We start from the raw sequence: 12,316 nt of genomic DNA, 5'->3' as shown, positions 1-12,316 counted from the left end.
TCATTCGCTCTGTTTGCTTCTTGGACGTTTCCTCCCTAAACTTGGCGGCACGAAAGTGCCGCCATTTTTTTGATCCATCAAGAAATTGCGGCGGCGATGGGGGGGGCGTTCACTTCAGTGCGGCCATTCACTACACTCGTGCGTGAAGGAGTTCCCGATGCTGAATACCAGCCCCGATTTCAAGGAAAATTCTCGCCGCGCGATGCAGGACGCCGGGTTGCAGAAGGCGCTCGATCGCGCCCGCAAGCCCTTCGCGCAGACCCGCGCCGCCGCGGTTGCCCGGCTGCCCGAGTTCGAGACCCTGCGCGAAACCGCGAAAGGCATCAAGAATCACACGCTGGCGAATCTCGACGTCTATCTGGAGCGCTATGCCGAGCAGGTCGAGGCCCATGGCGGGCAGGTTCACTGGTGCCGCACCGCCGAGGATGCGCGGGCCGCCGTGCTCGACATCTGCCGCCGGGTGGGCGCGAAAACCGTGACCAAGGGCAAGTCGATGATCTCCGAAGAGATCGGGCTGAACGAGCACCTCGCGGAGAACGGCGTCCGCCCGGTCGAGACCGATCTCGGCGAATACATTCTGCAGATCAGGGGCGAGGCGCCGAGCCACATCATCGGCCCGGCCTTCCATCTCAACCGCGAGGATTGGGAAGCCAGTTTCCGCGCCGCCCACACCCATCTGCCGGCCGACCGCGTGTTTCACGAGAAACGCGACATCCAGGCCGAAGCCCGCGCGGTGCTGCGCGAGCAGTTCATCGCCGCGGATGTCGGCATCACCGGCGCCAATTTCCTGATCGCTGAAACCGGCAGTTCGGTGATCGTCACCAACGAGGGCAATGGCGACCTCACGCAGACCCTGCCGCGCGTGCATATCGTGCTCGCCAGCCTCGAGAAAATCGTCCCGACCCTGGAGGACACCGTCTCGCTGCTGCGGGTTCTGGCGCGCTCGGCCACCGGGCAGGAATTCTCGGTCTACACGACGTTCTCCACCGGCGCGAAACGCCCTGGCGACCCCGACGGGCCGGAGGAATATCACGTCATCCTGCTCGACAATGGCCGCTCGAACATGGTCGGCACCGAGTTCCAGGACATGCTGCGCTGCATCCGCTGCTCGGCCTGCATGAACCATTGCCCGGTCTATCTCACCGTGGGCGGCCACGCCTATGGCTCGATGTATTCCGGCCCGATGGGCAGCGTGCTGACCCCGGCCATCTTCGGCGCCGAGCAGGCGCATCTGCTGCCCACGGCCTCGACCTTCTGCGGCAAATGCGAAAGCGTCTGCCCGATGAAGATTCCGCTCACCGGCATGATGCGTCACTGGCGCGAGCGGGCCTTCGAGCGGCATCTCGCCCCGGCGACCACGCGCTACGGCATTCGCGGCTGGGGATTCGTCGCCCGCCGCCCCGGGCTCTATCGCGGCGTTGCCCGCATCGCCGCCTGGGGGCTCGGCATGATGGGCCGCAAGCGCGGCCGCTTCGGCTGGCTACCGCTGGCCGGCGCCTGGACCGCCGCGCGCGACATGCCCGCCCCCGAGGGCGAGACCTTCTTCGCACGCTATGCACGGGAGCAGCGCAGCCGATGAAACAGGACAACCAGGCCCAGCGCGCGGCGATTCTCGGCACGATCCGGCGCGGCCTCGGGCGCGGCGCGCTGCCCGCCGATCAGGCGGCGATGCTCCGCACCCGGCTCGATGCCCATCCGCGCCACACCATCCCCGCCCGCGTCGCACTCGACCATGACGCGCTGATCGAGCTGTTCATCGCCAATGCGACGCGGGAATACGCGACCGTCCAGCGCCTGGCCGACCCGGCGGATCTGCCCGCCCATGTCGCGGGCTACCTGCGCGAGCAGAACCTGCCGGCGGAACTGGTGATCGCCCCGCATCCCGATCTGGAGGACGCGAACTGGAACGATGCCCCGCTGCTCGCCCATCGCTTCGGCCGCGCCCAGCCGAGCGACATGGTCTCGGTGCAGCGCGGCTTCGCGGCGATCGCGGAAACCGGCACGCTGATGCTGCCCTCGGGCCAGCGCTCGCCGACCACGCTCAACCTGCTGCCGGATACCGAAATCGTCGTGCTCCGCGACTCTGACGTGGTCGGTCCCTATGAGGACGCGTTCGACCGGCTGCGCCAGGCGGGCGGCATGCCGCGCAACGTGATGCTGGTCACCGGGCCGTCGCGCTCGGCCGATATCGAGCGCACGCTCGAACTCGGCGCGCATGGCCCGCGGCGGCTGCATATCGTGCTGCTCGGCGACGCAGGCGGAGATGGCGCGCAGGGCTAAACCCCTTCCGGCCGCCGATCTGGAGGTCTGGACGCGCTATCTGCGCCACGTCCGCCCGTTGCGCGGCGTGCGCGTGCCCGAGGCGCCGCCTGCCAACAAGCCCGCCAGCGCGAGGCCCGAGCCCACAATCGCGGCGCCAACGCCGGCTCCGGCTCTGGCGCCGGTTTTGCCGCCACGCCGCCCGGCAGTGGCGATCGGCGTGGCGCCGCCGGGGCTCGACCGCGCGACCTGGACAAAATTCCGCGCCGGGCAGATCGCGCCGGAACGCACGCTCGACCTGCACGGCATGACCACGGCGGCCGCGCATGTCGCGGTCAGCGCGCTCATCGCCGGCGCGGTTTCGCGTGGGATGCGCTGTGTGGAGATCGTCACCGGCCATGGAAGGCGGGCCGGCGGCGAGGGGGTGCTGCGGCGCGAGGTTCCGTTCTGGCTTAACGATGGCGCGCTGCGCTCGCACATCCTCGCGGTCTGCCATCCGCACGCCGCCAACCAGGGGGCGCTGCGCGTGCTGCTGCGCAGGGTCCGCCCGTGAGGCCCGGCGGATGACCCCGTTCGGCGCGCGGCTGCGCGCCCTGCGGGCCCAGCGCGGAATGACCCTGCGCGAGATGGCTGAGGGCATCGGCGTCTCGGCGGCCTATCTGTCCGCGCTCGAACACGGCAGGCGCGGCGCGCCCTCGCCGGGGCTGATCCATCAGATCTGCGAGCTGTTCAGCCTGATCTGGGACGAGGCGCACGAGCTGGCCGATCTCGCCCGCGATTCCCGCCCGCGGATCAGCCTGCACACCGGTGGGCTTTCCCCGGCGCAGACCGCGCTGGCCAACCGCTTCGCCCGCCAGCTGCGGCACCTGCCGGACCACACGGTTGCCGCGATCGATGCGTTGCTGCGTGAAACGCCCGTTCCACCGTCCGCCGGGGGTGAGGCGGCGGAAAAGTGAACCGCCGGGGCAATGTCTCACGGACTGTGACACTTGCCCAACGACTCCGCCTGCGGCACCATGGAGGCATAAGCAGAGGAGACTTCCAGATATGACGACCCATAAGGGCGCCTGTTTCTGCGGCGCTGTCGAAATCGAAGCGAGCGGCGAGCCGGAAGGCATGGGCATCTGCCATTGCCGTTCCTGCCGTTCGTGGTCCGGCGGCCCGGTGAACGCCTTCAGCCTGTGGAAACCCGAGGCCGTCACGGTCACCAAAGGCGAGGAACACATCGCCACCTACGCCAAGACGCCGATGAGCGAGCGCAAGTTCTGCCGGCTTTGCGGCGGCCACATCATGGCCAATCACCCGCCTCTCGGACTGGTCGACGTGTTCTCGGCGACGATCCCGACACTCGATCACAAGCCCGGCCTGCATGTGAATTACAGCGAAACTGTTCTACCCATTCACGACGGATTGCCGAAATTCGCCGACTTTCCGGCGGAATTCGGCGGGTCCGGAAAGCTGATCGCCGAATAGGCGACGCGTGCGGGCGAGCGGATCGCTTGCCCGCCTTCAGCGCTGACCATCCCTCCGTCCAGCCGCCATCGCCGTTGCCGGTCCATCCGGATTGGACGACGCGCAGGGTTCAGAACCGGAACATCCGGATCGTCGGCCCTGCCGGTCCTGGGTTTCGGCTCGGTACGAACCGCGCGTAGAAATAGAGGCCGACACCCGCCAGCAGCAGCACCGGCAGGGTGAACACCGCAAGCCAGAACAGCATTGCGACGAAGCCGAGCGCGATCCCGAACATCAGGAGCCGCGCCGCGATGGCCACCAGTGACGGTTTGCGGGTCGGAAGATCGCGGAAATCCCCCGAAACGGTCATGTCTATGGTCGGGCCGTGATAATGTCCCATGAAACGGATGTTGGCGCTTGAATCGCCCGCCGGCAAGAAGCGGGGGCTCAAAACGTGATGAACATTTTGCAATCGGATGACAGCGCCGCCCCGGATCGGCGCCGCCGACAGGCCGGATGCGCCTCAGAACAGGGCGATGAAGGACGCGCGCGATCCCTCGGTGTCGAGATGAAATTCCGCGAGCCATGCCGGAACCCGGTCGGCCGGCATCGGCCGGGCGATTCCGTATCCCTGTCCAAATCCGGCGCCGCAGCGCAGCGCCATGTCGATCAGCTCCGGGGTTTCGAGCCCCTCCACCGTCACCGCGATCTCGAGCCGCAGCGCGAGCTGCACGAGCGCTTCGACCAGCTTGATCGACCGTTCGTCCTGTGCCGAAATCCCCCGCACCAGCCCCTGGTCGATCTTGACCATGTCGAACGGAAGGTTCCGCAGCCGCATCAGGCTGCCATAACCGGCGCCGAGATCGTCCAGCGCCAGTTGCACGCCCATGTGATGAAGGGTTTCGATCGTGCTCAGCCCCAGATCGCCGGCAACGAAATCCTGATCTTCGAGCAGTTCGAGGGTCAGCCGCCGCGGATCGAGATCGAACGTATCGAGGGCGGCGCGGATCCAGCGGACACAGTCCGGGTGGCGCAGCGTCGTCGGTGGCAGGTTGAGCGACAGATCGACATCGAATCCGAGCCGGCGATAGCCGCAAACCGCATGCATGGCCTGGTGCATGCCTTCGATGAACAGGCGGTCGAGATCCTGCTGGCTGAGAACCGGCAGAAACTGCCCCGGACCGACCAGCCGGCCATCGCCGAGATCGAGCCTGGCGAGGGCTTCGAGTTTCGCGACCTTGCCGGTCCGCAGATTGACGATCGGCTGCATGAACATCTGCAAGCCGCCATCGAACAGCCGGCTGCGCCACGCCTGCCGCTCGGCGGCGGGCATCAGCGCCAGGGACTCGTCCCTGGTCTGCTCAAGGCCACGGGCGGCGATCAGGCTGAGCGCCTCGAGCGAGTCGCTCGTCACCGGGGCGGCGAACTGGTTCGGCAGCCTGCCATACATCACAAGCACCGCCCGCAGCCGGCCGGTGAGTTCGGTGATCGGCAACGCCACCGCGCTCAGCACGCCCTCGGCAGCGAGAACGCGCTGGCACGCATCGGCATCGTCAGGGCCGACGAAAGCGTGCGCCGGGCCGCGTTCGGGTTCGGCGGTGAACCACGCCCGTGCGATCGGATGATCGCCCAGATCCTTCAGCTTCAGCCCGCCCAGCCGCAGCGTCGGATGCCGCTCCATCATCCCCGCATGCCCCGAACTCTCGGACTCGATGACGAGCCGTCCGTCCACCGCCTCGGTATAGATCGCGCAGCAGGCGATGAACGGCCAGCCGGCCAGCGCCGCGGTGATGGCGTCGCAGACATCGACGCTGCGGGTCATCCGGCGGGTTTCCAGCGCCAGCGTGCCGAGCGTGCGATGGATCTCGTGGCGCAATCCCGCCGCCGCGTCCTGCTGGATCTCCATGTCCAGTTCGCAGCGTTGCAGGATGATGTCGAGATAGAGCTGGCGCTGGCTGATCCGGCCCGGAATTCGCTGGCTCGCTACCGAGATGCGCTGATACAGCCCGCTCATCGCGTTGGTGCGGGCGCTGATATCGACCCCGAGGGCGACGTGCAGCCGGCCGATGCGGGATGCTTCCGCGCGATGTCGTTCGGGGTTCAGCGCGGGATCGAGCAGCATGAGGATATGGCGGGCGACCGCCAGCTTCAGACGCTCGTGCCGCCCCTCGTCCAGCGGCTCCATCACGGCGCGGTTTCGCGGGTCGGACATGATGTCGTCCAGCATCGCCTGCGCGATGTCGGGAATACAGGGCCGCAGGAAGCGCAGGGCCCAGGCGATGGGAAGGATATGTTCGGACGAATACGGGTCGAGCTGCCGCCGCCTCGATCCGTATCGGCGTTGCACCTGCCCGAACAGCGAGATCTCGGCCCGGCCCAGCAGCGAGGCGGCGGAATCCGTATCCGCAGGGTATAGCGCGCTGCCGAGGGAAATGCCGATCGTCTCGGCGGTTGCTCCGGCAATCTGGAACGGCTCGGCGGCAACCGCGAGAACCGCATCGATCCGCGCATGCATCTCGCCCTCGGCAATGTCGGCATGCGCGAAAGCGAACGAATCCGCCCCGACCCGGGCGTGGAGAACCGCGTCCGGCAGCGCCGCGAGCCGCTGCGCGAGGGTGCGCAGCAGGTTGTCGCCGGCGGCGCGCCCGATGCGGGCGTTGATATCCGAGAAATCCTCAATGTCGACGACGATGACGGCAAGTTGCCGGCCGGGCGCGAGGCCGCTGCAAAGCGCTGGAATCTCCTCCTCGAACCTGGTCCGGGTCGCGAGGCCGGTCAGGTCGTCGACCCGCCGCGCCCTTTCCAGCGCCTCCGCCGCGATCTGCTCGCGCCGGCGGCTGCGCGCGACGAGCATGACCAGTTGCGAAAGGATGACGACGAAGAGGATTTCAAGGCTCCACCTGATCCAGCCGCTGCTGACCCAGCGATTGGTGACATAGGCGGCGGGCCAGCTCGCCGTCACCTCCAGCGGCAGGCCCGGAACGGCCGCGGGCTCAGCCGTGCTGGCAGCCGGCGTGGCGCCGGCCCCGGCGGCGGCGGGCTGGTGCGGGCCGCGATGGGCGAGGCTGCTGAAATCGAGCCTGCCGTTATGCCAGACCACGAGATTGGAGCGGTTTCGCATGTCGGTGACGGCAAGGGTGAGCGGCAGGCGGGCATGGCCGGCATAAGCCAGCAGCCGGTCGAGCCGGTAGGGCGTGCCGACGAAATAGCGCGTCTGGCCGTTGGCGCCGATGTCGCGGAACCGCATCGTGATGGCGTAGCTGTGAACCCGGGCCGCGTAGCGGGGCCGACCGAGCAGATATTGGGGGTGGCTGGCGAGCGGCGTAAATCCGTTGGCCAGGGTGATCGGGCGCTTGGGCTGTTTCTTCGTCGACCAGATGATGCGGTTGCCGTCGGGTGACTGCACGTTGAAGGCATAGAGGCTCGGGTGCAGCGCCATGAAGCGATAGAGCGCCCGGACGGTCCGCGGCGATGGTGCGATCGTGCCATCCGGCGCGGGGGCCAGCAGGCTCACGCCGATGAATTCCAACTCGGTGAACTGGTTGAACAGCCGCCGCGCGATCGTGCCGGCATACTCGGTGGCGACCGTTTTCGCCTCCGCCCGGACACGGCTGGAAAGCTCTCCATACTTGAACCACTCGAAGCCGCCGCAAATCAGGACAACGAGAGCAACCGTGCCCCAGAGAAAGCCGATCACGTCTCTCATCCAGGGAGATTTCTGGTTGCGCATGCCGAAAGTGACTCGAGTTGTCTGCCTGTATTTCGTCAGTTTGACTGATAAATGCTTTCCATGTTCACTTCAAATCATAGTCGAATGATCATGATATTTAAATCTTAAATATAGTTTAAAATATTATTGAAAATAGTGCTTCATGAGTTGATTCTAAACCCTAAAGGTAAACAGCCGGCTAACGACGGGCGGGCGGCGCCCGTCGCGTCGTCCCGGTGCCGGGTCAGCGGGGCGAGACGCGGATCAGGCCAGCAGGGCGGCGGCGCAGGCTTCGAGAATCGCGTCGGTATCGATGCCGTAGACACGATAGAGATCGGGGATATCCCCCGACTGGCCGAACCGGTCGACGCCGAGCGTGTTGATCCGCTGGCCGCGCACGCCGCCGATCCATGCATGGGTGCTGGGATGGCCGTCCAGCACCGTCACCAGCCTCGCTTCGGCGCAGAGCGGTGCGAGCAGCCGCTCGATATGGGAAAGGGCGGCGGGCTCGCCGCTCCGGCGGGCCTGCTGCGCGCTGCGCCACTCGGCGAAAAGCCGGTCGGGGCTGGTCAGGGCCAGCAGCCCGGCGCCGGGAATGTCCTCCAGCAGCATCGCATGCGCCGCTTCCGCTTCCGGCGCCACGGCGCCCTGGTAGATGATCGCGATGCGCGCGCCCGGCGCCGGCGGCCGCACCCAGTGACCGCCGGCGATCACGTCCGCCGCCTCGATCCGCCGTTCGGGCTGGGACATGGCGCGGGTCGACAGGCGGAACCAGATCGACGAGCCCTCGGGGCGCTGCATCCAGTCGAACCCGTAGCGCATCAGCAGCAGCAATTCGTCGCAATAGGCGGGCTCGAAGGCGGCGATGCCGTCCTGCACCATGCCCAGCAGCGGCGTGTTGTTGGACTGGTGCTGGCCGCCCTCCGGCGAAATGCTGATGCCCGAGGGGGTCGCCACCAGCATGAACCGCGCATCCTGGTAGCAGCCATAGACCAGCGCATCGTGGCCGCGATTGACGAACGGATCATAGACGGTGCCAACCGGCAGCAGCCGCGCGCCGTAGAGCGGCGCCGCAAGCCCGGCGGCCGCGAGCAGCAGGAACAGGTTCTGTTCGGCGATGCCAAGCTCGATATGCTGGCCTTCCGGGCTCATGCCCCAGCGCTGCGCCGAGGCGAGCTTCTGGTCGCGAAACATGTCGTTTCGCGTATGCCGGTCGAAAATGCCGCGGCGGTTGACCCAGGGGCCAAGGCTGGTGGTGACGGTCACATCCGGGCTGGAGGTGACGATATGCCGCGCAAGCTCCGCCGCATCACCGCCGCCGCGTCCGATTTCCGAGAGGATTTCGCCAAACCCCGCCTGGGTCGAGAGGCGCCGCCCGGCGAACGGCGTATGCGGCAGCACCTGCGGCACAGCGACCGGCGGCGCCGCATAGGCGCGCCCGGTCGCGGTCAGCGTGCGGGCATAGGGCGCCGTGGCGAGGAACCGGGCAAGCCCGTCCGGATCGTCGAGCCCCTCGAACCGGTCCCATTCGCGGCCGGGGCGAATCCGCATCTGCTGGCGGAAGGCCTCCATCTGCTCGGCGTTCATCAGGCCGGAATGATTGTCCTTGTGCCCGGCGAAGGGCAGGCCGGCGCCCTTTGTGGTGTAGGTCAGGAAGCAGGTCGGCTGGTCCGAGCGGGCGGCGGCGGCGAAGGCCTCGACCAGCGTCGGCAGGTCGTGCCCGGCGAGATTCGTCATCAGCCCGGCCAGCGCCTCGTCGTTCATCGGGTCGATGATCGCCCGCACCCCGCGCGAGCGGCCGAGATCGGTCGTCAGCGCCTCGCGCCAGGCGGCGCCACCCTGGAAGGTCAGGGCGGAGTAGAGGCTGTTCGGGCAGTCGTCGATCCAGGCACGCAGCGCCTGGCCGCCGGGGCGGGCGAACGCGGCTTCGAGCTTCCGGCCGTATTTGAGGCTGACGACACTCCAGCCCATGTCCCGGAACAGCCCCTCGATCCGGCCGAACAGGCGGTCGGGCATGACCGAGTCGAGGCTCTGCCGATTATAATCCACAACCCACCAAACGTCGCGGATGTCGTGTTTCCACCCTTCCAGCAGGGCTTCGTAGATATTGCCCTCGTCCAGTTCGGCATCACCGGCGATCGCGATGTGCCGCGCGGCGGGGCGGTCGGCGGCGACCATCCCGTGGGCGCGCACATAATCCTGGACCAGCGCCGCGAACGAGGTGATCGCAACGCCGAGCCCGACCGAGCCGGTCGAAAAATCGATCTCCGCCCCATCCTTGCGGCGCGAGGGATAGGCCTGCGCGCCGCCGAGGCTGCGCAGGGCGGCCAGTTTTTCGAGGGTCTGCCGCCCGAGGAGGTAATTGATCGCGTGCAGGACGGGGCCGGCATGCGGCTTCACCGCCACCCGGTCCTGCGGCCGGAGGATGTGGAAATAGAGCGCGGTCATGATCGTGACGGCCGACGCGCATGAGGCCTGATGCCCGCCGACCTTGAGCCCGTCGCGGTTCGGGCGGATGTTGTTGGCGTGGTGGATCATCCATGCGGAAAGCCACAGCAGCTTGCGTTCGAGTTGTCGCAGCCGCCCATAATCCGCACTGGCTGGTGCGTGGTCATCCGGCCGATCGCCGGGAACGAGCAACTTGTTCATGCCTTGATCCCGGCCTGTCCGCTTCCTGCATTCCCTATAGACCAGATTATCTGGAATTCATGCGTCCGTTTGAAACGGCAGTGCTGCGGCATGGGAGCGTTGCCCGGCATGACGGGCTCAATCGCCGAACCCGCCGCCATGCCCGCGAGAGGGCGGAAGCCGCTGGGCTGGCCACATGACATGTTCGGGGTGAATGGCTGGGGGACCTGGATTCGAACCAAGGCTGCCCGGGTCAGAGCCGGGAGTTCTACCGCTAAACTATCCCCCAGTCGCGGGTCGTCTGAAGCTGCAGCACGCCATAGCACCAGCGATTGCCGGAGGCAATCGCCCCGCCGCTTGCGTCGTCCATCTGGAGTTGCGCGCAAATCTGACTTGCTCTCGGCCCATGGGTCGGCCCATTATATTGGAATCATGGGAACCAACCTCGTTGTTCCGCATCCGTCCGGGTCTGCCGCCGCCGTTGCCGAGGGGAACGGAGAACGTCGGCGCCTGCCGGATCGCCGGGCCCGTCCGCCGGCCTTCGCGGCGATCGATCTCGGCACCAACAACTGCCGCATGCTGGTCGGGGTGCCGAGCGGCAACGGGTTTCATGTGCTCGACAGTTTCAGCCGGGTCGTCCGGCTTGGCGAAGGTCTCTACCGGACCGGCGAGCTGTCGGACGCGGCGATGGACCGTGCGATCGATGCTCTGGCCATCTGTGCCGAGCGTTCGCGCCGCTGGCAGGTCGCCGCGACCAAGGCGATCGCGACGGAGGCGTGCCGCCAGGCCGAGAACGGCGCGGCCTTCATCGCGCGGGCGCGGGCGGAAACCGGGCTGCCGCTCGAGACGATCTCGCCGCGGGAGGAAATCTGCCTTGCGATGGAAAGCTGCGCTTCGCTGATCAGCCAGGCTGAACGGCGGGCCATCCTGTTCGATATCGGCGGCGGCTCCACCGAGATCGCCTGGGTTCGCGTCCCCGCCCCGCATGGCCCGTCGGACCGGGTGACCCCCCAGCTCATCGGCTACCACACGATCCCCGTCGGCGTCGTGACGCTTTCCGAGCGTTGCGCCGGCTGGTGCGAAACCGAGGCCGGGTTCGCCGGCGTGGTCGAGGAGGTAAAGGCCCTGCTGCGTCCCTTCGAGGAGACCCACCGCATCAGCCAGGAAATCCGCATGGGCGGCGTGCGGCTCGTCGGCACCAGTGGAACGGTGACGACCATCGCCGGCATCGCGCTCAATCTCGATCGCTATCGCCGCGGCGCGATCGACGGTGCCGTGCTGCCGCACGAGGTGGTGACGTCCGGTCTCGAATCGATCCGCGCGATGGGGCGGAGCCGGCTCGCCGAGCATCCCTGCATCGGTGCCGACCGGGTGGATTTCGTGCTGCCGGGCTGCGCGATCTTCGCCGCCATCGCCGAGATGTGGCCCGCCACCGATCTCGCCGTCGCCGACCGGGGGCTGCGCGAGGGCATGCTCACCCGCCTGATCCGCACCGCGCGCGCGCGCTCACGCCGCCTCCAGGCATGACCGGCGAGACCATCGGCTCGCGCCGCCGCTCCGCCGTGCGGCTCAAGGCGGCGCGCAAGCACAAGCCCTCGTCGCAGAAATGGCTGATCCGCCAGCTGAACGATCCTTACGTGATCGCGGCGAAGGAAAAGGGGTACCGCTCCCGTGCCGCCTTCAAGCTGATCGAGCTCGACGGCAAGTTCGGGCTGATCCGCAAGGGGGCGCGGGTGGTCGATCTCGGCGCCGCGCCGGGCGGGTGGACGCAGGTGGCGCTGGAGCGTGGGCCGACCGCGTCGTCGGCATCGACCTGCTCGATATCGAGCCGATCGCCGGCGCGGCGCTGATCAAGGGCGATTTCCAGGACGATTCGATGGAGGCCGCCCTTGCCGAGGCGCTGGGCGGGCCGGTCGATCTCGTGATGTCGGACATGGCGCCGAACACCACCGGCCACACCGCGACCGACCATCTGCGAATCATGGGGCTGGCCGAACTCGCGCTCGACTTCGCCTTTCGCCATCTCGCTCCCGGCGGCGCCTTCGTCACCAAGCTGTTTCAGGGCGGCGCGCAGGGCGAGATGCTGGAGACGCTGAAGCGGCGCTTCGCCGTCGTCCGCCACGCCAAGCCCGAGGCGAGCCGCAAGGACAGCGCGAGCTGTATCTCGTCGCGACCGGCTACCGGCCCGAGGAGGGCTGAAGCGCCAGAGCACCACCCGATCGGATGAAGATGCTCGAATTATCAACATCGAGGAGCACTACATCCGCT

General features: G+C 67.5%; 9 protein-coding genes, 1 tRNA gene and 1 pseudogene. 7 read left to right on the top strand and 4 right to left on the bottom strand.

What is annotated here, in order from left to right:
• The first annotated feature begins 157 nt into the window (after positions 1-157).
• From ACIDOCELLA78_RS000000112515 to ACIDOCELLA78_RS000000112495, 5 genes are all read left to right on the top strand, one after another.
• On the top strand, positions 158-1,579 hold the full coding sequence (locus ACIDOCELLA78_RS000000112515; RefSeq protein WP_201729831.1) for a lactate utilization protein B: 1,422 nt from the start codon (positions 158-160) through the stop codon (positions 1,577-1,579).
• Complete coding sequence (locus tag ACIDOCELLA78_RS000000112510; protein ID WP_201729830.1) at positions 1,576-2,280, top strand: lactate utilization protein; 705 nt, start codon at positions 1,576-1,578, stop codon at positions 2,278-2,280. Before ACIDOCELLA78_RS000000112515 ends, ACIDOCELLA78_RS000000112510 begins: the two co-directional genes overlap by 4 nt.
• Positions 2,264-2,812: a Smr/MutS family protein gene (locus ACIDOCELLA78_RS000000112505; protein ID WP_201729829.1), complete on the top strand. Its 549-nt coding sequence runs from the start codon at positions 2,264-2,266 to the stop codon at positions 2,810-2,812. The genes ACIDOCELLA78_RS000000112510 and ACIDOCELLA78_RS000000112505 overlap by 17 nt, the downstream gene beginning before the upstream one ends.
• A 10-nt stretch (positions 2,813-2,822) precedes the next feature.
• The gene (locus ACIDOCELLA78_RS000000112500) at positions 2,823-3,215 is read left to right on the top strand and encodes a helix-turn-helix domain-containing protein (RefSeq protein ID WP_201729828.1); all 393 of its coding nucleotides are present in this window, start codon (positions 2,823-2,825) and stop codon (positions 3,213-3,215) included.
• A gap of 91 nt (positions 3,216-3,306) precedes the next feature.
• Positions 3,307-3,732, top strand: a complete 426-nt coding sequence (locus ACIDOCELLA78_RS000000112495; protein ID WP_201729827.1) for a GFA family protein — start codon at positions 3,307-3,309, stop codon at positions 3,730-3,732.
• A gap of 109 nt (positions 3,733-3,841) precedes the next feature.
• Here ACIDOCELLA78_RS000000112495 and ACIDOCELLA78_RS000000112490 read toward each other — a convergent pair whose 3' ends face one another.
• From ACIDOCELLA78_RS000000112490 to ACIDOCELLA78_RS000000112475, 4 genes are all read right to left on the bottom strand, one after another.
• The gene (locus tag ACIDOCELLA78_RS000000112490) at positions 3,842-4,081 is read right to left on the bottom strand and encodes a hypothetical protein (RefSeq protein ID WP_249676833.1); all 240 of its coding nucleotides are present in this window, start codon (positions 4,079-4,081) and stop codon (positions 3,842-3,844) included.
• A gap of 153 nt (positions 4,082-4,234) precedes the next feature.
• Positions 4,235-7,417, bottom strand: coding sequence for an EAL domain-containing protein (locus tag ACIDOCELLA78_RS000000112485; RefSeq protein ID WP_249676831.1), 3,183 nt, complete (start codon positions 7,415-7,417; stop codon positions 4,235-4,237).
• Between the two features lie 267 nt (positions 7,418-7,684).
• Positions 7,685-10,069, bottom strand: a complete 2,385-nt coding sequence (locus ACIDOCELLA78_RS000000112480; RefSeq protein ID WP_201729824.1) for a transketolase — start codon at positions 10,067-10,069, stop codon at positions 7,685-7,687.
• 194 nt (positions 10,070-10,263) lie between these two features.
• Positions 10,264-10,337, bottom strand: a tRNA-Gln gene (locus tag ACIDOCELLA78_RS000000112475).
• A 143-nt stretch (positions 10,338-10,480) separates the two neighbouring features.
• Between ACIDOCELLA78_RS000000112475 and ACIDOCELLA78_RS000000112470 the strand changes: the two genes are divergently transcribed.
• Both ACIDOCELLA78_RS000000112470 and ACIDOCELLA78_RS000000112465 read left to right on the top strand, forming a co-directional pair.
• A complete protein-coding gene (locus ACIDOCELLA78_RS000000112470) occupies positions 10,481-11,575 on the top strand; it encodes a Ppx/GppA phosphatase family protein (RefSeq protein WP_201729823.1) in 1,095 nt (364 codons plus the stop codon).
• Positions 11,572-12,247, top strand: a pseudogene (locus tag ACIDOCELLA78_RS000000112465) (RlmE family RNA methyltransferase). Before ACIDOCELLA78_RS000000112470 ends, ACIDOCELLA78_RS000000112465 begins: the two are co-directional and overlap by 4 nt.
• The last annotated feature ends 69 nt before the right edge of the window (positions 12,248-12,316 follow it).

Source organism: Acidocella sp. C78 (genome assembly GCF_907164655.1).
Note: the sequence above shows the minus strand (reverse complement) of the source record. Positions and strands in the feature narration are given on the sequence as shown.